This is a genomic window from Pseudomonas sp. FW305-25 (genome assembly GCF_017351415.1).
GTDB lineage: Bacteria > Pseudomonadota > Gammaproteobacteria > Pseudomonadales > Pseudomonadaceae > Aquipseudomonas > Aquipseudomonas chlororaphis.
In genome coordinates this window covers 160,237-179,511 of the sequence record NZ_JACNDE010000012.1, presented here as the reverse complement: position 1 = coordinate 179,511, position 19,275 = coordinate 160,237, and the positions used below count along the sequence as shown (strand labels likewise).

General features: G+C 63.1%; 18 protein-coding genes. 9 read left to right on the top strand and 9 right to left on the bottom strand.

Annotated elements, in window-relative coordinates; translation table 11 throughout:
* Positions 1-157 precede the first annotated feature (157 nt).
* Positions 158-3,049 (bottom strand): ribonucleoside-diphosphate reductase subunit alpha, encoded by a 2,892-nt coding sequence (locus J4E58_RS14445; RefSeq protein WP_007921632.1) that lies wholly within the window; start codon positions 3,047-3,049, stop codon positions 158-160.
* Positions 3,050-3,780: 731 nt separating this feature from the next.
* Between J4E58_RS14445 and J4E58_RS14440 the strand changes: the two genes are divergently transcribed.
* Together J4E58_RS14440 and J4E58_RS14435 are read left to right on the top strand one after the other, a co-directional pair.
* Positions 3,781-4,506, top strand: a complete 726-nt coding sequence (locus J4E58_RS14440; RefSeq protein ID WP_007931765.1) for a winged helix-turn-helix domain-containing protein — start codon at positions 3,781-3,783, stop codon at positions 4,504-4,506.
* Positions 4,503-6,113: an ATP-binding protein gene (locus J4E58_RS14435; protein ID WP_007931766.1), complete on the top strand. Its 1,611-nt coding sequence runs from the start codon at positions 4,503-4,505 to the stop codon at positions 6,111-6,113. Before J4E58_RS14440 ends, J4E58_RS14435 begins: the two co-directional genes overlap by 4 nt.
* A 27-nt stretch (positions 6,114-6,140) precedes the next feature.
* Here the strand turns inward: J4E58_RS14435 and J4E58_RS14430 are convergent, their stop codons facing one another.
* Together J4E58_RS14430 and J4E58_RS14425 are read right to left on the bottom strand one after the other, a co-directional pair.
* Complete coding sequence (locus J4E58_RS14430) at positions 6,141-6,866, bottom strand: 4'-phosphopantetheinyl transferase (RefSeq protein WP_087092450.1); 726 nt, start codon at positions 6,864-6,866, stop codon at positions 6,141-6,143.
* 103 nt (positions 6,867-6,969) lie between these two features.
* Complete coding sequence (locus J4E58_RS14425; RefSeq protein ID WP_087092449.1) at positions 6,970-7,761, bottom strand: dienelactone hydrolase family protein; 792 nt, start codon at positions 7,759-7,761, stop codon at positions 6,970-6,972.
* A 144-nt stretch (positions 7,762-7,905) separates the two neighbouring features.
* Between J4E58_RS14425 and J4E58_RS14420 the strand changes: the two genes are divergently transcribed.
* The 3 genes from J4E58_RS14420 to J4E58_RS14410 all read left to right on the top strand — a co-directional run bounded on the left by J4E58_RS14420 (position 7,906) and on the right by J4E58_RS14410 (position 10,647).
* Positions 7,906-8,508: a hypothetical protein gene (locus J4E58_RS14420; RefSeq protein ID WP_087092448.1), complete on the top strand. Its 603-nt coding sequence runs from the start codon at positions 7,906-7,908 to the stop codon at positions 8,506-8,508.
* Between the two features lie 118 nt (positions 8,509-8,626).
* On the top strand, positions 8,627-9,304 hold the full coding sequence (locus J4E58_RS14415) for a response regulator (RefSeq protein ID WP_007931776.1): 678 nt from the start codon (positions 8,627-8,629) through the stop codon (positions 9,302-9,304).
* Entirely contained in the window at positions 9,301-10,647 is a 1,347-nt protein-coding gene (locus J4E58_RS14410; protein ID WP_007931779.1) for an ATP-binding protein, read from the top strand. Before J4E58_RS14415 ends, J4E58_RS14410 begins: the two co-directional genes overlap by 4 nt.
* A gap of 9 nt (positions 10,648-10,656) precedes the next feature.
* Here the strand turns inward: J4E58_RS14410 and J4E58_RS14405 are convergent, their stop codons facing one another.
* Complete coding sequence (locus tag J4E58_RS14405) at positions 10,657-11,655, bottom strand: AraC family transcriptional regulator (protein ID WP_087092447.1); 999 nt, start codon at positions 11,653-11,655, stop codon at positions 10,657-10,659.
* 346 nt (positions 11,656-12,001) lie between these two features.
* Between J4E58_RS14405 and J4E58_RS14400 the strand changes: the two genes are divergently transcribed.
* Positions 12,002-13,336 carry a dicarboxylate/amino acid:cation symporter gene (locus tag J4E58_RS14400; protein WP_007931783.1) on the top strand — a complete coding sequence of 445 codons (1,335 nt, stop codon included), beginning with the start codon at positions 12,002-12,004 and terminating at the stop codon, positions 13,334-13,336.
* 151 nt (positions 13,337-13,487) lie between these two features.
* A complete protein-coding gene (locus tag J4E58_RS14395; protein ID WP_087092446.1) occupies positions 13,488-14,669 on the top strand; it encodes a CaiB/BaiF CoA-transferase family protein in 1,182 nt (393 codons plus the stop codon).
* Positions 14,670-14,684: 15 nt separating this feature from the next.
* Here the strand turns inward: J4E58_RS14395 and J4E58_RS14390 are convergent, their stop codons facing one another.
* A complete protein-coding gene (locus J4E58_RS14390; RefSeq protein ID WP_007931787.1) occupies positions 14,685-15,176 on the bottom strand; it encodes a SprT family zinc-dependent metalloprotease in 492 nt (163 codons plus the stop codon).
* Positions 15,177-15,320: 144 nt separating this feature from the next.
* Positions 15,321-15,923, bottom strand: coding sequence for a Yip1 family protein (locus tag J4E58_RS14385; RefSeq protein WP_007931790.1), 603 nt, complete (start codon positions 15,921-15,923; stop codon positions 15,321-15,323).
* A gap of 279 nt (positions 15,924-16,202) precedes the next feature.
* Here J4E58_RS14385 and ttcA point away from each other — a divergent pair, with 279 nt between their 5' ends.
* Positions 16,203-17,027 (top strand): tRNA 2-thiocytidine(32) synthetase TtcA, encoded by an 825-nt coding sequence (gene ttcA, locus J4E58_RS14380; protein ID WP_087092445.1) that lies wholly within the window; start codon positions 16,203-16,205, stop codon positions 17,025-17,027.
* Between the two features lie 76 nt (positions 17,028-17,103).
* On the top strand, positions 17,104-17,775 hold the full coding sequence (locus tag J4E58_RS14375; protein WP_087092444.1) for a DNA-3-methyladenine glycosylase I: 672 nt from the start codon (positions 17,104-17,106) through the stop codon (positions 17,773-17,775).
* A 111-nt stretch (positions 17,776-17,886) separates the two neighbouring features.
* Here J4E58_RS14375 and J4E58_RS14370 read toward each other — a convergent pair whose 3' ends face one another.
* Genes J4E58_RS14370 through arsC form a run of 3 tightly spaced genes read right to left on the bottom strand, consistent with a single transcriptional unit; the run spans position 17,887 to position 19,260 of the window.
* Positions 17,887-18,312, bottom strand: a complete 426-nt coding sequence (locus tag J4E58_RS14370; RefSeq protein ID WP_087092443.1) for a DUF2069 domain-containing protein — start codon at positions 18,310-18,312, stop codon at positions 17,887-17,889.
* The gene (gene wrbA, locus J4E58_RS14365) at positions 18,305-18,910 is read right to left on the bottom strand and encodes an NAD(P)H:quinone oxidoreductase (RefSeq protein ID WP_007931797.1); all 606 of its coding nucleotides are present in this window, start codon (positions 18,908-18,910) and stop codon (positions 18,305-18,307) included. The genes J4E58_RS14370 and wrbA overlap by 8 nt, the downstream gene beginning before the upstream one ends.
* On the bottom strand, positions 18,907-19,260 hold the full coding sequence (arsC, locus tag J4E58_RS14360) for an arsenate reductase (glutaredoxin) (protein WP_087092442.1): 354 nt from the start codon (positions 19,258-19,260) through the stop codon (positions 18,907-18,909). Before arsC ends, wrbA begins: the two co-directional genes overlap by 4 nt.
* Positions 19,261-19,275 lie beyond the last annotated feature (15 nt).

Below are 19,275 nucleotides of genomic sequence, written 5' to 3'. Positions count from 1 at the left end.
AGCTTGCTCGCGATGAGTCATGACGCTCGGGTGGGGGCAGCCGGTAGCGGCTGCGGAGGGCGGATAGGGCGGCTTTTCCCCAGGCCAAAGAAAACCCCCGGCAGGCAGGGCCTGTCGGGGGTTCGGATAAGCGCCGGGAGGCGCCTGTCGGCTCAGCTTATTGGCAAGCTTCGCAATCCGGCTCGTCGATGGCGCAAGCCTTCGGCACTGGAGCAGGACCGGCTGGAGCCGCCAGGACCGAGTCGTCACCGTGGTTGCCGCCGCTGGAAACAGCGTTCAGCTTGCCGGTGTTGATGGTCGACTTCTCGGTGCTGGTCGCGGCCAGGGCACGGAGGTAGTAAGTGGTTTTCAGGCCACGGTACCAGGCCATGCGGTAGGTCACGTCGAGCTTCTTGCCCGAAGCGCCGGCGATGTACAGGTTCAGCGACTGAGCCTGGTCGATCCACTTCTGGCGGCGGCTAGCGGCGTCGACAATCCACTTGGTTTCCACTTCGAAGGCAGTCGCGTAGAGCTCCTTGAGTTCTTGCGGGATGCGCTCGATCTGCTGCACGGAACCGTCGTAGTACTTCAGGTCGTTGATCATGACCGAGTCCCACAGGCCACGAGCCTTGAGGTCGCGAACCAGGTACGGGTTGATCACGGTGAATTCGCCCGACAGGTTCGATTTCACATACAGGTTCTGGTAGGTCGGTTCGATCGACTGCGACACGCCGGTGATGTTGGCGATGGTTGCGGTCGGCGCGATGGCCATGATGTTGGAGTTACGAATACCTTTCTGTACACGGGCGCGCACCGGTGCCCAGTCCAGGGTTTCGTTCAGGTCGACATCGATGTACTTCTGGCCACGGGACTCGATCAGGATCTGTTGCGAATCCAGCGGCAGGATGCCTTTGGACCACAGCGAACCCTGGAACGTCTCGTAGGCGCCACGCTCGTCGGCCAGGTCGCAGGAAGCCTGGATCGCGTAGAAGCTCACCGCTTCCATGGACTTGTCGGCGAAGTCGACAGCGGCATCGGAACCGTAAGGGATGTGCTGCAGGTACAGCGCGTCCTGGAAGCCCATGATCCCCAGGCCGACCGGACGGTGCTTGAAGTTGGAGTTCTTCGCCTGCGGTACCGAGTAGTAGTTGATGTCGATCACGTTATCGAGCATGCGTACAGCGGTGTTCACAGTGCGTTGCAGCTTGGCGGTGTCCAGCTTGCCGTCGACGATGTGGTTCGGCAGGTTGATCGAGCCGAGGTTGCAAACGGCGATCTCGTCCTTGTTGGTGTTCAAGGTGATCTCGGTGCACAGGTTCGAACTGTGGACCACGCCCACGTGCTGCTGCGGGCTGCGCAGGTTGCACGGGTCCTTGAAGGTCAGCCAAGGGTGGCCGGTTTCGAACAGCATGGACAGCATCTTGCGCCACAGGTCTTTGGCCTGGATGGTCTTGAACAGCTTGATCTTGCCGTATTCGCACAGGGCTTCGTAGTACTCGTAGCGCTCTTCGAAGGCCTTGCCGGTCAGGTCGTGCAGGTCCGGCACTTCCGATGGCGAGAACAGGGTCCACTTGCCGTCGTCGAAGACGCGCTTCATGAACAGGTCGGGAATCCAGTTGGCGGTGTTCATGTCGTGGGTACGACGACGATCGTCACCGGTGTTCTTGCGCAGCTCGATGAACTCTTCGATGTCCATGTGCCAGGTTTCCAGGTAGGCACACACAGCGCCTTTGCGCTTGCCACCCTGGTTCACGGCTACTGCGGTGTCGTTCACCACTTTCAGGAATGGCACGACGCCCTGGGACTTGCCGTTGGTGCCCTTGATGTACGAGCCCAGCGCACGCACTGGAGTCCAGTCGTTGCCCAGGCCACCGGCGAATTTCGACAGCATGGCGTTGTCGTGGATGGCGCCGTAGATGCCCGACAGGTCGTCCGGCACGGTGGTCAGGTAGCAGCTCGACAGCTGTGGACGCAGGGTGCCGGCGTTGAACAGGGTCGGAGTCGAAGCCATGTAGTCGAAGGACGACAACAGGTTGTAGAACTCGATGGCACGGTCTTCGCGCTGTTTTTCTTCGATCGCCAGGCCCATGGCCACGCGCATGAAGAAGACCTGTGGCAGTTCGAAGCGCACGCCATCCTTGTGGATAAAGTAACGGTCGTACAGGGTCTGCAGGCCCAGGTAGGTGAACTGCTGGTCGCGCTCGTGGTTGATCGCCTTGCCGAGTTTCTCCAGGTCGAATTCGGCCAGCACAGGGTTCAGCAGTTCGAACTCGATACCTTTGGCGACATAGGCCGGCAGTGCCTTGGCGTACAGGTCGGCCATCTCGTGGTGAGTGGCGCTCTCGGCCACTTCCAGGAAGCTCAGGCCTTCGGCGCGCAGGGTGTCCATCAGCAGGCGGGCGGTCACGAACGAGTAATTCGGCTCGCGCTCAACCAGGGTGCGCGCGGTCATCACCAGGGCGGTGTTGACGTCCTTGAGCGCTACGCCGTCGTAGAGGTTCTTCAGGGTTTCGCGTTGGATCAGGTCGCCGTCGACTTCTTCCAGGCCTTCGCAGGCTTCGGTGACGATGGTGTTCAGGCGGCCCATGTCCAGAGGCGCGAAGCTGCCGTCGGTACGGGTGATACGGATCGACGGGTGAGCCTGCACCGGCTCTTCGCCTGGGGTGCGGGTGGCGCGCTCTTTGGCGCGCGAGTCACGGTAGATCACGTAGTCGCGGGCAACTTTCTGCTCGCCGGCGCGCATCAGGGCCAGTTCGACCTGGTCCTGGATCTCTTCGATATGGATGGTGCCGCCCGAAGGCATGCGACGCTTGAAGGTGGCGGTGACCTGCTCGGTCAGGCGAGCGACGGTGTCGTGGATTCGCGACGAAGCGGCAGCGGTGCCGCCTTCAACTGCGAGAAACGCTTTGGTGATGGCGACGGTGATTTTGTCATCGGTGTAAGGAACGACAGTGCCGTTACGCTTGATCACTCGCAGTTGGCCAGGCGCGGTGGCAGACAGATCCAGGTTGGAATCGGCAGCCTGCGGCGCTTTGGCCTGCGGGTTCTCGCGAGTTGTGTCGGTTTGCATGGGTGTCTCCACGTTCTCTATGTTTGTTTGGGCACCCTTTGGGTGCCCACCGTTCCGTCCTGAAGCACTACAACCGGCGCACGCCGGGCATAACGACTTCGGGACAGTTCAGGAAGGGGGGCTGTTGGCGCCGCTTCCATGCCGAAGTCATAGGTCGCGAGCCAGTGGCTCGTGACCGTATTCCTGGTGGGTGACAGTCATGTACTGCAACACCCGTACCGTTTTCCTCGCCGTGGGCTGGAAAACCGCAGCCATACGCACGCGCGGTTTGGCTTCTGAAAATCCGATTGGTTCCACCAAACGAGTGCAAGAAAAGCGCTTGAGTTTCTTGTCTGATTTGTGTTTGGTTTTTGGCCTGAAACCCTAGATGTAGGGTTTTTTTGCGGCCGAGCTACAAGATAATGCGTTTTTGGGGGTGATTGCAACGTACAGCCTGTGGATAAGGTTGTGCGTAAATTGTGTATGAATCAGGTAAACCTCACGCAGGCCGCAGCAGGGCTGGATCCTACCGTTTGTCACTGTTTTTTGCCCTGCAAAACTGCCCGGGGCGGATTTTTGCGGGCGCGAACCCTATCACAAAAAAACGCCTTTACCGAGCGCATTCAGCGCCTTGTGTTCACGGCCTTTGCCGTTGCTACAATCGGGCCTTCCAGACATTGTTTTATCCATCTCACATTACAAAAAGACGGGCGGATTCTTCCTGAGCCCGTATCTGGCAAGCAGAGGTCACCGTGGAGCAAGAAGCGTGGCAGATATTGATCGTCGAGGACGATCAGCGACTGGCCGAGTTGACCTGTGAATATCTGCAGAGCAATGGATTGCGTGTCGCCATCGAAGGCAATGGCGCCCTGGCCGCGGCGCGGATCATTGCCGAACAACCCGATCTGGTGATCCTCGACCTGATGCTGCCCGGCGAGGATGGCCTGAGCATTTGCCGCAAGGTCCGCGATCGCTACGACGGGCCGATCCTGATGCTGACCGCGCGCACCGACGACATGGACCAGATACTGGGGCTGGACACCGGTGCCGACGATTACGTGTGCAAGCCGGTCCGTCCGCGCCTGTTGCTGGCCAGGATCCAGGCCCTGCTGCGGCGCAGCGAACCTGTGGAAAGCAGCGCGCCGGAGAAATCCCGGCGCCTGCAATTCGGCCCGCTGGTGGTGGACAGCGCCTTGCGCGAGGCCTGGCTGCACGACGCCGGGATCGAGTTGACCAGCGCCGAGTTCGACCTGCTCTGGCTGCTGGTAGCCAACGCCGGGCGCATTCTGTCCCGCGAGGAAATCTTCACCGCCCTGCGCGGCATCGGCTATGACGGCCAGGACCGCTCCATCGATGTGCGCATTTCGCGTATCCGTCCGAAAATCGGCGACGACCCGGAGCACCCGCGGCTGATCAAGACCATCCGCAGCAAGGGTTATCTGTTCGTCCCCGAAGCCGCTGCCGATCTGTTGCCGTGAACTCCATATTCCTGCGCATCTACGGCGGCATGTGCGCCGCCCTGATTCTGGTGGCGCTGTTGGGCGTACTGGCGCTGCACCTGCTCAACCAGGTGCGTAGCGAGCAATACCGCGAGCGCCTGGCCCACGGCACGTTCTCGCTGATGGCCGACAATCTGCAGCCCATGAGCGAGATCGAGCGCCGCCGCGCCCTGGCGGTGTGGGAGCGCCTGTTGGGCATCCCGCTGACCCTGCAGACCTTCACCCAGACCGGCCTCGACCTCGGGCAGCGCAACCGCGTTTTGCGCGGCCAGGCCCTGGTGGAGCAGACCGGGCCTTATGCGGCACGGGTCTACCGTCTGGTCAGCGAACCTGAGCAATTGTTGCTGACCGGTGAAGTGCAGCAGATCAGCGAACAACTGGCGCGGGCGACTATCTATCTGCTGGCCGACGAGCTGGTGCGCTTTCCGGTGGCCGAGCAGCCGGAGCGCCTGGCGGCACTGAAAAAGAACAAAGGCTTTGGCTTCGACATGCACCTGGTCACCCAGGACGACGCGGACATGGACGAGGACCAGCGTCGCCGGGTTGCCGAGGGCGATACGGTGATGGCGCTGGGCAAGGGCGGCGATTCGATCCGCGTGTTCGCAGGGATGGTGGGCACGCCCTGGGTGCTGGAAATCGGCCCGCTGTACCAGATGAATCCCTACCCGCCGCAATGGCTGGTGTTGATCGCGGTGCTGGGCCTGAGCCTGATCGGCCTGATCGTCTATTTATTGGTACGCCAGCTGGAGCGGCGCTTGCGTGGCCTGGAATCGGCGGCCACGCGCATTGCCAAGGGCAGCCTGGAAGCCCGGGTGCCGGCCGGTGGCGCCGACTCCGTGGGACGGTTGGCGGCGGCCTTCAACGGCATGGCCGAGCATTTGCAGCGCTTGCTGGCGATCCAGCGCGAGCTGGTGCGCGCGGTGTCCCATGAGTTGCGCACGCCAGTGGCGCGCCTGCGCTTTGGCCTGGAGATGATCGGCTCGGCGACCACCCCACAGGCCCGGGACAAGTACATGGAGGGCATGGACAACGATATCCAGGACCTCGACCGGCTGGTGGACGAAATGCTCACCTATGCGCGGCTGGAGCAGGGTTCTCCGGCGCTGAACTTCCAGCGCATCGACCTGGACGCGCTGATCAACCAGGTGATCAGCGAGCTGGCGCCGTTGCGGGCGCAGGTCAAGGTGCAGCGTGGTTCGTGCCTGTCCGCGGCGGATTGCGATGGCGCCTGGGTCGAGGCCGAGCCGCGCTACCTGCATCGGGCGTTGCAGAACCTGGTGAGCAACGCCATGCGCCACGCCGAGTCGCAGGTGCTGGTCAGTTACCAGGTGGGGCAGATGCGTTGCCGGGTCGATGTCGAGGACGATGGTCCAGGGGTTCCGGAAAGCGCCTGGGAGCGGATCTTCACCCCGTTCCTGCGCCTGGATGACAGCCGTACCCGCGCTTCGGGTGGGCACGGCCTGGGGTTGTCGATCGTGCGGCGGATCATTCACTGGCACGACGGCCGGGCATTGATCAGCAGGAGCAAGACCCTCGGTGGCGCCTGCTTCAGCCTGAGCTGGCCACGGCATCAGGATAAAGGTTGAAGGCTTGCGCTCAGGTTCGTCCGGGCATCAAGCCCGGATACTGACCAGGCTCAGCAGTTGCCCGTCCTGCAGGGCGAATTGCGCGTCCAGTTCACTGCCATTGCGCCATTCGCTGGACAGGTCGGTCAGCAGGCGCAGGCGGACCTGGCCGCTGGCCGTCCACTCCAGCACTTCGGCATGTTCGAAATAGAAGCGTTGCCGGACGATCGGGTACAGCGCCTTGAATAGGCTTTCCTTCACCGAAAAGGTCAGGGTGACCCAGAGCGCCAGTTGTTCCCGCGGGGCGGCGGCCATGCGCTGCATTTCGGCCGGGATGAGGATTTCCCCCGCCAGGCGTTCCGCCCGTTCGCTGTTGAGCAGGTTCTCCAGGTCCATGCCCAGCCCGCGCCAATGCTCCTTGCGCGCGACAATCGCCGCGGCACGCCCGGTGCTGTGGGTAATCGAGCCGCTGATGTGCGTCGGCCAGACCGGCGCCCGGTCCTCGCCGATCGGCGGAATGCAGTCCAGGCCATCCAGGCGCTGCAGGGCAGCGCGGGCGCAGAAACGACCGGCGAGAAACTCGGCCTGCCGTTTTGCCACCGAACGTTGAATGCTCGCGGGCGGCTCGATGGCGCTGCGCTGGAAGTCGTTGCTGGCCAGGCGCGAGGCATCGAAATGGGTGCCGAGCAGGACGGTGTCCGGCAGGGCGTCGGGCAGCGGCCACTGGTCGTCGAGTGGGGTGCAGCAGGCTGGGAGGGTGGGGATGCGATTCATGCCAGGCATTTTGCCGGGTTGTAAGGCTGGAGGGTAGCCTGGCAAGCGTCGGCCTCGATGCCGCCGCCCCGGGAATTGAGGTCTCGGGGCGGTCGACGCGGGGTCAGTCGAACAGCTTTTTGAAGAACTCTCGCATGTCCGCCCATGAGCGTTCATCGGCGGCCTTGCTGTAGCCGATGTCCAGCCCGCCATGTTCGCCGTGGCTCATGCGGTCGGCATCCGGATTGCTGAAGCTGTGCTTGGCGCCCTCGAGGTTGACGAACCGGTAGTCGGCGCCGGCCTTGTCCATTTCTGCCTTGAAGGCGCTGACGTTATCGGCGGTGACCATGCTGTCGAGGGCGCCGTGCTCCACCAGGATTTTCGCCTTGACGCTGCCGGGAGTGGCCGGGGTACTGGTGACCAGGGCGCCATGGAAACTCACCACACCGAGCAGGGGCAGGCCCTGGCGCGCTGCGTCCAGCACCACCTTGCCGCCGAAGCAGTAGCCGATCGCGGCCAGCTTGGCCGGGTCGGTCTGCGGTTGTTTCTTCAGCAGGTCGAGCCCGGCCTTGAAGCGCGCGCTGGCGGCGGCACTGTCTTTCGAGGCGGCCTGCATGAAGGCCATGGCGTCTTTCGGGTGCTCGGTGTTCTTGCCGTCGCCGTACATATCGATGGCCAGGGCGCTGTAACCCAGGGCCGCGAGATCCCGGGCCCGGCGTTTGGCGTAGTCGTTCAGGCCCCACCACTCATGCACCACCACGACTCCTGGGCGTGGCCCTTTCAACACGTCGTCATAGGCGTAGTAGCCGATGAGCCGGGTACCGTCGGGGCTCTGGTAGGGGATTTCCTGGGTCTTGATGGCTGCCTGGCTCAAGCCGCAGAAAGCCAACAACAAGCAAGCGAAAAGCGCGCGCATGGTCCGTTCTCCTTTTAAAAGACTGCCAGACAGCCTAGTCGATTTGATTCAGCCGAGGTTCAGAGTGTGTTCAGGGGGAGTTCAGGGCGGGGTCGGTAGTCTGGCTCCCGTACCCAAAAACACATAGCGAATGAGGAAACACCCATGACTACTTTCAAGAAGATGATCCTGGCCTTCACTGTTCTCGGCGCCAGCGCTGTCGTCCAGGCCGCCGACAGCAACTTCGCCAGCCTTACCTATGGCCAGACCAGCGACAAGGTCAAGAAGTCCAGCCTGCTCAACAGCAACCTGAACAACCCGAACGCCGACGGTGTGATCGGCAAGGACAACACCTGGGGCGTGCGCCTGGGTCAGCAGAATGACCAGCACCGCTACTACGCCACCTACGACAATGTCTCCGGCTCGCACAATGGCATTAAACTGCGCCAGGAAAACCTGCTCGGCAGCTACGATGTGTTCCTGCCGGTGACCAGCAGCACCAAGCTGTTCGGCGGCGGTACCGCGGGCCTGACCAAGCTGACCCAGGATTCCCCAGGCTTCAGCCGCGACAGCGATATCGGTTATGCCGTCGGCATGCAGGCCGGTGTCCTGCAGCAGGTTTCACAGAACACCTCGGTCGAACTGGGTTACCGTTACCTGCGTAGCAATGCCAGCACCGAGATGAGCGAGCGCAGTGGCAGCAAGCAGGGTTCGCTGAGCCTGACCAGCAGCGCCCAGACCTACCTGTCGGCCAACTACGCTTTCTAAAATATTGTCCTGGTTCTGAGCGCGCCGGATCTGCCAAGGCAAGATCCGGCGTTGCCATATATACGATCAGGGCGCCTGAGCGCCCTTGGAGATGTCGAATTTTGCCTGGGAGAGCTGCATGAAACTGCTCGTCGTTGAAGATGAGGCGCTGCTGCGCCATCACTTGCAAACCCGCCTCACGGACAGCGGCCATGTGGTCGAGTCCGTGGCCAATGCCGAGGAGGCGCTGTATCAGACCGAGCAGTTCAACCATGATCTGGCGGTGATCGATCTGGGCCTGCCGGGCATGGGCGGGCTGGACCTGATCCGCCAGCTGCGCTCGCGGGGCAAGGCGTTTCCGATCCTGATCCTGACGGCACGCGGCAACTGGCAGGACAAGGTCGAAGGGCTGGCCGCCGGCGCCGACGACTATGTGGTCAAGCCCTTCCAGTTCGAGGAGCTGGACGCACGCCTGAATGCGCTGCTGCGTCGCTCCAGCGGGTTCACCCAGTCGACCATCATCGCCGGCCCGCTGCTGCTCGACCTCAATCGCAAGCAGGCCTCGCTCGACGAACAGCCGCTGGCGTTGACCGCCTACGAGTACCGGATTCTCGAGTACCTCATGCGCCACCATCAGCAGGTGGTGGCCAAGGACCGGCTGATGGAGCAGCTGTACCCGGACGATGATGAGCGCGATCCGAACGTGATCGAGGTGCTGGTCGGCCGCCTGCGGCGCAAGCTGGAAGGGCCGTCGGGCTTCAAGCCCATCGATACCGTGCGTGGCCTGGGTTACCTGTTCAACGAGCGCTGCCGATGATCCGATCGTTACGCCTGCGCCTGATGCTGGCGGCCACGACGCTGGCGGTGCTGTTCATGCTGGCGTTGTTGCCGGCCATGCAAGGCGCGTTCAGCCTGGCGCTGCAGGACTCCATCGAGCAGCGCCTGGCCTCCGACGTGACCACGCTGATCTCGGCGGCCCGGGTCGAGAACAATCACCTGCAAATGCCGGCGCAACTGCCGGACGAGCGTTTCAACCTGACCGACAGCCGTCTCCTGGGTTACATCTACGACCGGGAGGGGCGGCTGGTCTGGCGCTCCAAGGCGACCCAGGAAGAGAACATCAACTACAAGCCGCGGTATGACGGGCGCGGCAACGAGTTCGCGCGTATCCGCGAGGTCAACGGCCAGGAGTTTTTCGTCTACGACGTCGAGGTCAAGCTGCTGGGCGGTAAAAGCGCGGCGTTCAGCATCGTCGCCTTGCAGCCGGTGCGTGAGTACCAGTTGACCCTGGAAGGGGTGCGGGAAAACCTCTACCTCGGGTTCGGCGCCGCGTTGCTGGTGCTCCTGGCGCTGCTCTGGCTCGGCCTGACCTGGGGCCTGCAGGCATTGCGCCGGCTGAGCCAGGAGCTGGACGAAATCGAGAGCGGCACCCGGCAAAGCCTCAGCGAAGAACATCCACGCGAACTGCTGCGCCTGACCGGCTCGTTGAACCGCCTGCTGCACAGCGAGCGCGAGCAACGCAGCCGTTATCGCGATTCCCTGGATGACCTGGCCCACAGCCTGAAGACCCCGCTGACGGTGTTGCAAGGGGTCAGCGAGGACATGGCCCTGCGTCCTCAAGACCGCGAACAGGCCTGGGTGCTGCAGACCCAGATCGAACGCATGAGCCAGCAGATCAGCTACCAGCTGCAGCGCGCCAGCCTGCGCAAGAGCGGCCTGGTGCGCCACCAGGTGCGTTTGCGTCCGGTGCTGAAAAGCCTGTGCGACACCCTGGACAAGGTCTACCGCGACAAACAGGTGCGGGTCTCGTTCGATCTGCCGGAGCGCTGCTATGTGCCGATCGAGCATGGAGCCTTGCTCGAATTGCTGGGCAACCTGCTGGAGAACGCCTACCGCCTGTGCCTGAGCGAGGTGCGTATCAGTGTCCGCCAAGACCTCCACGGCGCGCAGTTGTGTGTCGAGGACGACGGGCCGGGCGTGCCGCCGGACCAGCGGGCGCGGATTCTCCAGCGCGGCGAACGGCTGGATCGCCAGCATCCGGGGCAGGGGATCGGCCTGGCGGTGGTCAAGGACATCATCGACAGCTATGGCGCGCAACTGACCCTTGGCGATTCCACCCTGGGCGGGGCCGCGTTCCGCATTCACTTCCCGGCGATTTGATCGGCGCGCTCAGATTTCCTGGGCGCGGTAGGCGCCCGGGGTCAGCCCGGTCCACTTCTTGAACGCGCGGTGAAAGGCCGATGGCTCGGAAAAGCCGGTCTGCTCGGCGATCTGTTGCAACGACAGGTCGGCCCGACGCAGGTGGTAGATGGCGATATCGCGCCGCAACTGATCCTTCAACCCCTGAAAACTCGTGCCTTCTTCGCGCAAGTGCCGGCGCAGGGTCTGCGGGCTGATGTGCAGGTGCTGGGCGATGCTTTCCAGGTCCGGCCAATGGTTGCTGTCGCGGCTGAGCAGGCGGCGCAGCTGGCTGCTCAGACTGTCGCCGTCGTCCGGGCGGGCCAGGAGGTCGGCGGGGGAGCGTTCAAGGAAGTGCTTGAGGGTTCGTTCGTCCTGCAGCAGCGGCATGCTCAGGTAGCGGCTGTGGAACAGCAGGCTGCTGCAGTCGCGGGAAAACATCAGGGGGCAGGGGAACAGCAGGTCGTATTCGTTGCCGTGCTCGGGTTTCGGGTAGCTGAAACAGGCCTGCTCGAGGCGGATGCGCTGGCCGATCAACCAACTGCCGAGGCGATGCCAGATCACCAGCAGGCTCTCGCTGAGGAAATGGTCCGGGTCCCACAGTGCGGCGTCGTCCAGGCTCAGGCGGGTCATGTCCCCTTCGCGCGTCAGGCTCAGCCGCGGTGCCTGGGGGAACAGGCTATAGAACAGCAGGCCGCGCTGCAGGGCCTTTTCCAGGTTGCTGCAGTGGATCAGGGCGTGGCACATCATGGCGAAGGTGCCGCGCTTGCTCGGGCCGTCGCCAAACCCCAGGTACTCGTCGTCCAGGACTTGCCAGAGCTGTTGCAGCAGGCTGGCGAACTGCTCGGGGGCGATACGGGCCTTGGGTTCGTTGAGCAGTTCGAGGCTGATGCCCAGGGTCTGCAGCAGCTCCGAATAGTCGTAGCCCCGTCGGCGCGCCCCGCCCAGGGCGGCGCGGGCGAAATGACTGGCGATGGTGCGTTCGCGCATGAAGGTTGATCCGTCCATTAAGTGGCGGATGTTAACAGCCGACAACGACTGGGCAAGGCGGATATCCGCCAAATTGTAGGACGAGCGTCGGGCGATGGGCGGAAATCCGCCACTTCATGTAGGGGCAGGGAGAGCGAAGGCGAGCGCAAACCCTGATGTCCAAAGGCCTTCAGGGTTTTTTGGCAAGCTGGCACGGGCTTTGCGATAGCGAGCAAGGAGAAGGGAGCAGCGAAAGGTGTTCCCCGCAGCTCTACACAACAAATCCCTCCAGTGCAGGAGGGTTCGCACTTTAGGCGTCGTGTGCATCGATGGATGGTGTGCAACGGTGCTCTTGAGGAACTTTGCAATGACGACTCGTCAGCCACTGTACAAATCCCTGTATTTCCAGGTGATCGTTGCCATCGCCATCGGCATCCTGCTCGGTCACTTCTACCCGCAGACCGGTGTGGCCCTCAAGCCCCTGGGTGACGGGTTCATCAAACTGATCAAGATGGTCATCGCGCCTATCATCTTCTGTACGGTCGTCAGCGGTATCGCGGGCATGCAGAACATGAAATCGGTGGGCAAGACCGGTGGCTACGCGCTGCTGTACTTCGAAATCGTTTCGACCATCGCCCTGCTGATCGGCCTGGTTGTGGTCAACGTGGTGCAGCCGGGCAACGGCATGCACATCGACGTGTCCACCCTGGATGCCTCGAAAGTGGCGGCCTACGTCACCGCCGGCAAGGACCAGAGCATCGTCGGCTTCATCCTCAACGTCATTCCGAACACCATCGTCGGTGCCTTCGCCAACGGCGACATCCTGCAAGTGCTGATGTTCTCGGTGATCTTCGGTTTCGCCCTGCACCGCCTGGGTGCCTATGGCAAGCCGGTGCTGGACTTCATCGACCGTTTCGCCCATGTGATGTTCAACATCATCAACATGATCATGAAGCTCGCGCCGATCGGTGCGCTGGGCGCCATGGCCTTCACCATCGGCGCCTATGGCGTGGGTTCGCTGGTGCAGCTGGGCCAGCTGATGATCTGCTTCTACATCACCTGCGTGCTGTTCGTGCTGGTGGTGCTGGGCGCCATCTGCCGCGCCCACGGTTTCAGCGTGCTGAAGCTGATCCGCTACATCCGTGAAGAACTGCTGATCGTGCTGGGTACTTCCTCCTCGGAATCGGCCCTGCCACGCATGCTGATCAAGATGGAACGCCTGGGCGCGAAGAAATCGGTAGTGGGCCTGGTGATCCCCACCGGTTACTCCTTCAACCTCGACGGTACTTCGATCTACCTGACCATGGCGGCCGTGTTCATCGCCCAGGCGACCGACACCCACATGGACATCACTCACCAGATCACCCTGCTGCTGGTGCTGCTGCTGTCCTCCAAAGGCGCCGCAGGCGTGACCGGTAGCGGCTTCATCGTGCTGGCGGCGACCCTGTCGGCCGTGGGTCACCTGCCGGTGGCCGGCCTGGCGCTGATCCTGGGTATCGACCGTTTCATGTCCGAAGCCCGTGCGCTGACCAACCTGGTGGGTAACGCGGTAGCCACCGTAGTGGTCGCCAAGTGGGTCAAGGAGCTGGACGAAGACCAGTTGCAGGCCGAGCTGGCTTCCGGTGGTCGTGCTATCAGCGACACTCGCGAAGAAGATGACCTGGGCGTTGCCGAAGGCCCAACCCCGACGTCCGTGAAGTAACTTCACCACGTCGATGAAAAACCCGCTGCGGCGGGTTTTTTCATGCCCGGGGTTTGAGCGCAACGGTCAGCCCGGGTGGCGCTTGCGGTGATTGCCGGGCCTCGAGACGCTGCCTACTCTGTGGGCAGTCAATCGGCAAGGGAGGGTACTCATGCACGGGCCACTGGCGTCACTCAAGGTATTGGATTTCTCCACGCTGCTGCCGGGGCCGTTCGCCTCCTTGCTGCTGGCGGACATGGGCGCCGAGGTGCTGCGCATCGAATCGCCGACCCGTACGGACCTGCTGCGGGTGCTGCCGCCCCACGATCAGGGCGTCTCCGCCAGCCATGCCTACCTCAATCGCAATAAGCGCAGCCTGGCGCTGGACCTCAAGCAGCCCGAGGCGCTGGAGGTGATCCGCCAACTGGTGCTGGAATACGACATCGTCCTGGAGCAGTTCCGCCCCGGGGTGATGGAGCGCCTGGGGCTGGGCTACGAGGCGCTGAAGGCGCTGAACCCGAAGCTGATCTATGTCTCGATCACCGGTTACGGCCAGACCGGCCCGTACCGGGATCGCGCCGGCCACGACATCAATTACCTGGCCCTGGCGGGCTTGGCCAGCTACACCGGGCGCAAGGACAGCGGGCCGCTGCCCCTGGGCATCCAGGCGGCGGACATCGCCGGCGGTTCGCTGCATGGGGTCATCGGCCTGCTGGCGGCGGTGATTGCCCGCCAGCACAGCGGCCTGGGGCAGCACCTGGACGTGAGCATGACCGATTGCGTGTTCAGCCTGAACGCCATGGCCGGGGCCGGCTACCTGGCGTGCGGGATCGAGCCCGCGGCGGAGCAGCAGGTGCTCAATGGCGGCAGCTTCTATGACTATTACCGCAGTCGGGATGGTCGCTGGCTGTCGGTGGGCAGCCTGGAGCCGCCGTTCATGCAGGCGCTGTGCAAGGCCCTGGGGCGTCCGGAACTGGCGGCCCAGGGGCTGTCGCCGCAGCCGGAACAACAGCAGGCGCTCAAGCAGGCCTTGCAGGTCGAGTTCGAGAAGCACGATTTTGCCGAGCTCTGCGAGTTGTTTGCTGGGGTCGACGCCTGCGTCGAACCGGTGCTGGGCCTGGCGGAGGCGGTGGTGCATCCGCAGTTGCAGGCACGGCAACTGGTCAGCCAGGTGCCGCGTGGCGATGGCAGCTACCAGGCGCAGATGGCCTGTCCGTTGAAGTTTTCCCAGGGGCTGCCGGAGCCGCGGCATATCGGGGCGGAACTGGGCGCCCATAGCGACCAGGTGCTGGCTGAGCTGGGTTACAGCGCGCAGCGCATCGCTGAGCTACGCCAGGGCCGGATCATCCTGTAGGGCGCCGGGCCGGGTTCATTCCACCCGCATCTCGCCGCTGAATACCAGGGTGTGCCGGCAACGTCGGCACAGATAGCGTCGGCCCTGGGCGACCAGGCGATGGCGCTGGGCGGAAAACGGAAAGTCGTTGTCGCAGGGGCAGCGGTAGATGTAGCGGGTCACGCTGCGGCGCTGGATCTCGTAGGTGTGGCAGCGATTGGGCGGCAGTTCGTACACGCCGCGCATGATCAGTTGCCATTCTTCGCCGTGGGGCTGAATGCGCTCGCCGAACAGTTGGTGGGCGATCAGGTGCGCGACTTCATGGGCCACGGTCTGCTTGAGGAAGTCTTCGGTGTTTTCCCGGTACAGCTGCGGGTTGAAGCGCAGCAGGTTCTCGTGCAGGTGGGCGACACCGGCTTTCTGGCCGCGCAACTTGAGGCTGACCACCGGGCGTTTGAAAGGTCGTTTGAAAAAGGATTCAGCGAGTTGGAAACAGTCTTCGACGCGGGTGTTGAGTTGCTCGGGCATGCTTAACGGCTCTCCAGAGCGGGTGAGTATGCCGCAAAACCGATGCATTCCGAATCGTCCAGGCGCCGAATGGTCGTTGCGCAGATTGGAAGGCCGCCTTGCGGCGGCCTGTGTTGGCAGATTGTGTTGGTTTTTTGAGCGACGTCAGTTGGTGTAAACGGGGCCGACGCCAAGACCCCAGACGATCACGGTGAATGCCATGATCGCGACCAGTACCACCAGCCCAACGGCCAGTACGGAGCTTGAGAACAGGAAACCTTCGTCCGAGGGAATGTTCATGAAGGTCGGCAACCCGACATACAGCAGGTAGACGGTGTAGCAGATGGCGGCCGTGCCGACGATCATGCCCAGCCACATGTGCGGATACAGCGCCGCCAGGCCGCCGATGAACAGGGGCGTCGCGGTATAGGTGGCGAACGCGATGCAGCGCGCCAGGCTCGGGCTGGCGTCGTAGGTGCGGGCCATCCAGTGGACGAAGGCGCCCATGACCGCGACCCCGCCCAGCATCGCCAGGTACGACATGATGGTCATCCACAGCGCGCTTTCCATGGTCAGCATGACCGGTGCTCGATTGCCGATGACCCAACCGACCTGGGTGGTGCCGATAAACGCCGAAATCGCCGGAATCGCCGCGAGAATCAGCGTGTGGGTGAGGTACATGTGGCTGATGCTTTCCTCTTCGTCGCCACGTATTTCTCGCCATTCCTGATCGGGGTGGGTGAAGAGTCCCACGACATGATGAATCATAGTCAGTCACTCCTTTGTTATTGCCATCGCCCCCCAACGGAGCGCCTACGGGCCAGCGGCCAAGTAAGTAAAGGTCTGAATATGCGTGCGACCTTATGTCGCAGTATAGAAAGGACTGACCTGCAAAGGTCATGGGTGTTAGAGCAAATCGCGCTGTCGGCGCGGCTGGTAATCGCATTCGGCGATTTGATCGGTCGACTGGCGCCCGGCGCTTCGCCCGCGCGCGGTTTTTGCGTAAAATGACCGGCTTTTCGTCACACACCGCGGATTTCAAGCGCCATGGGCACTCTTACGGTCAACCAGAACAAACTGCAGAAACGCTTGCGCCGCCAGGCCGGGGAAGCGGTCGCCGACTTCAACATGATCGAAGACGGCGACAAGGTCATGGTCTGCCTGTCCGGCGGCAAGGACAGCTACACCATGCTCGACGTGCTGATGCACCTGCAGAAGGTTGCACCGATCAAGTTCGACATCGTCGCCGTGAACATGGACCAGAAGCAGCCCGGGTTCCCCGAGCACGTGCTGCCGGCCTACCTCGAGACACTGGGTGTGGAGTACCACATCGTCGAGAAGGACACCTATTCGGTGGTCAAGGAACTGATACCGGAAGGCAAGACCACCTGTTCGCTGTGCTCGCGCCTGCGTCGTGGCACCCTGTACACCTTCGCCGACGAGATCGGCGCGACCAAGATGGCCCTGGGTCACCACCGGGACGACATCGTCGAGACCTTCTTCCTCAACATGTTCTACAACGGCTCGCTCAAGGCCATGCCGCCCAAGCTGCGGGCCGACGACGGGCGTAATGTGGTGATCCGCCCCCTGGCCTATTGCAGCGAGAGGGACATCCAGGCCTATTCCGACCTCAAGCAGTTCCCGATCATCCCGTGCAACCTCTGCGGCTCCCAGGAAAACCTGCAGCGCCAGGTGGTCAAGGAAATGCTCCAGGAATGGGAACGCAAGACCCCGGGCCGTACCGAAAGCATTTTCCGCGGCCTGCAGAACGTGGTGCCGTCGCAGCTGGCGGACCGCAACCTGTTCGACTTCACCAGCCTGAAGATCGATGAAACCGCGGCTTCGCGTTTCGTCAATGTGGTGAACCTCTGAGTCGTCTCGCGGCTCTGTATCGTGGAATCACGGCGCTCCTTCGAGCGCCGTTTCTTTATCGTCATTAGGAGAGGGCATGCGCGATTACAAGTGGCTGCACGAATACTGTCTGAACCGTTTCGGTTCGGCGGCCGAGCTGGAAGCCCATCTGCCGGTGCCGAAAACACCGGCGCAATTGCGCAAGATCAGCGATGACCGTTATCTCTCGACCCTGGCCTTGCGGGTATTCCGCGCCGGCTTGAAGCACAGCCTGGTGGACGCCAAGTGGCCGGCCTTCGAAGAGGTGTTCTTTGGCTTCGACCCAGAGAAAGTGGTGCTGATGGGCGCCGAGCACCTCGAGCGGCTGATGCAGGACACGCGGATCATTCGCCACCTGGGCAAGCTCAAGAGCGTGCCGCGCAACGCGCAGATGGTGCTCGACGTGGAAAAGGAGAAGGGCAGTTTCGGCGCCTTGATCGCCGACTGGCCGGTGACCGACATCGTCGGCCTGTGGAAGTACCTGGCCAAGCACGGTCACCAGTTGGGCGGCCTCTCGGCTCCGCGCTTTCTGCGGATGGTCGGCAAGGACACCTTCGTGCCGACCTATGACGTGGTGGCGGCGCTGAATGCGCAGCAGATCATCGACAAGGAGCCCAGCAGCCTCAAGGACCTGGCCACCGTGCAGGGCGCCTTCAACCAGTGGCACGCCGAAAGTGGCCGGCCGCTGTGCCAGATCTCGATGATGCTGGCGTATACGGTCAATCACTGATCGGGGCGTGTTCCCTGGAGTACCGCGTCATCGTTCATCGCGAGCAAGCTTCGCTCCTACAGAAGTACTGGGTGCTCTGTAGGGGTGAGGCCTGCCCGCGATAGCTCGCCGTCAGGCGGCGCTGACCTGGCCTTCGCCCGCCAGCTTGCGGTTGAGCTGGAAGCGCCAGCGCACGTAGAGCAGGGCCGAGCAGAACACGGCCAGGCTGGCCAGCATTTCCAGGATGCCGAACAGTTGCCGGTTCGGGTCGTAGGCGGCCAGCGCGCCCTTGATGAAATACAGGTTCACCACAAAGCACATCCAGGAATGCCCGCGGGCGCTGCCCACCAGCATGCCCGGCGCCATCAACAGCAGCGGCACCAGTTCGATCAGCAGAATCACCCAGGGCCGGGCGCCGTGCAGGTCGGCGACGAACAGGTAGTAGCCGCAGAGCAGGCCGACCAGGCCGAAAAAGCAGATCAGGCTCAGCACCCGGGTGATGTGTACGCGCGGCTCCAGCCATTCGATGGCCGGCAGGATCTTCGGCTTTTTAGCCACGGCTGCTCTCCAGTTGCAGGGCAGTCTTGGCCAGGCGCAGGCCCAGGGCGCGGCAGAGGGCGACCTCGTGCTCGTTCAGCGGGCTCTTGCCGTCGGCGCCGGCATGGTGGCTGGCCCCGTAAGGCGTGCCACCGCCACGGGTTTCCAGCAGGGCCGACTCGCTGTAGGGCAGGCCGGTGATCAGCATGCCGTGGTGCAGCAGCGGCAGCATCATCGACAGCAGGGTGGTTTCCTGGCCGCCGTGCAGGCTGGCGGTGGAGGTGAACACCCCGGCCGGCTTGCCCACCAGGGCGCCGGTCAGCCACAGGTTGCTGGTGCCGTCGAGGAAGTACTTCAGCGGCGCGGCCATGTTGCCGAACCGGGTCGGACTGCCCAAAGCCAGGCCGGAGCAGTGCTTCAGGTCGTCGAGGCTGGCGTACAGCGCGCCGTCTTCCGGGATGCTCGGGGCTACGGCCTCGCAGTCGGCGGATATCGCCGGCACGGTGCGCAGGCGCGCTTCCATGCCACCTTGTTCGATGCCCCGGGCGATCTGCCGGGCCATCTCGTTGGTCGAGCCGTTGCGGCTGTAGTAGAGAACCAGGATGTACGGCGTACTCAAGGCAGGATCTCCAGCACGTTCTCCGGCGGCCGGCCGATGATGGCCTTGTCGCCGACTTCGAGAATCGGCCGTTCCATGAGTTTCGGGTGCGCGGCGATGGAGGCGATCAGCTGCGCTTCGCTGAGGCTGGCGTCGGCCAGGTTGAGGGTCTTGTACTCGTCTTCGCCGGTGCGCAGCAGCTGGCGGGCGCCGATCCCGAGCTTGCCCAGCAGGCTTTGCAGCTGGGCGGCCTCGAGCGGAGTTTCCAGGTAGCGGACCACGGTCGGGGTCAGGCCACGGGCTTCCAGCAGTTCCAGCGCACCGCGGGATTTCGAGCAGCGCGGGTTGTGATAAAGCGTCAGATCGGTCATGGGCGGGTCGCATCT

Bases quoted from the DNA above. Each gene is read 5' to 3' on its own strand.
- J4E58_RS14375 (WP_087092444.1), top strand. From the start codon at position 17,104: ATGCGCGATTACAAGTGGCTGCACGAATACTGTCTGAACCGTTTCGGT.
- J4E58_RS14420 (WP_087092448.1), top strand. From the start codon at position 7,906: ATGACTACTTTCAAGAAGATGATCCTGGCCTTCACTGTTCTCGGCGCC.
- J4E58_RS14430 (WP_087092450.1), bottom strand. From the start codon at position 6,866: ATGAATCGCATCCCCACCCTCCCAGCCTGCTGCACCCCACTCGACGAC.
- J4E58_RS14405 (WP_087092447.1), bottom strand. From the start codon at position 11,655: ATGCGCGAACGCACCATCGCCAGTCATTTCGCCCGCGCCGCCCTGGGC.
- J4E58_RS14400 (WP_007931783.1), top strand. From the start codon at position 12,002: ATGACGACTCGTCAGCCACTGTACAAATCCCTGTATTTCCAGGTGATC.
- J4E58_RS14390 (WP_007931787.1), bottom strand. From the start codon at position 15,176: ATGCCCGAGCAACTCAACACCCGCGTCGAAGACTGTTTCCAACTCGCT.
- J4E58_RS14385 (WP_007931790.1), bottom strand. From the start codon at position 15,923: ATGATTCATCATGTCGTGGGACTCTTCACCCACCCCGATCAGGAATGG.
- ttcA (WP_087092445.1), top strand. From the start codon at position 16,203: ATGGGCACTCTTACGGTCAACCAGAACAAACTGCAGAAACGCTTGCGC.
- J4E58_RS14425 (WP_087092449.1), bottom strand. From the start codon at position 7,761: ATGCGCGCGCTTTTCGCTTGCTTGTTGTTGGCTTTCTGCGGCTTGAGC.
- J4E58_RS14415 (WP_007931776.1), top strand. From the start codon at position 8,627: ATGAAACTGCTCGTCGTTGAAGATGAGGCGCTGCTGCGCCATCACTTG.
- J4E58_RS14445 (WP_007921632.1), bottom strand. From the start codon at position 3,049: ATGCAAACCGACACAACTCGCGAGAACCCGCAGGCCAAAGCGCCGCAG.
- arsC (WP_087092442.1), bottom strand. From the start codon at position 19,260: ATGACCGATCTGACGCTTTATCACAACCCGCGCTGCTCGAAATCCCGC.
- J4E58_RS14410 (WP_007931779.1), top strand. From the start codon at position 9,301: ATGATCCGATCGTTACGCCTGCGCCTGATGCTGGCGGCCACGACGCTG.
- J4E58_RS14395 (WP_087092446.1), top strand. From the start codon at position 13,488: ATGCACGGGCCACTGGCGTCACTCAAGGTATTGGATTTCTCCACGCTG.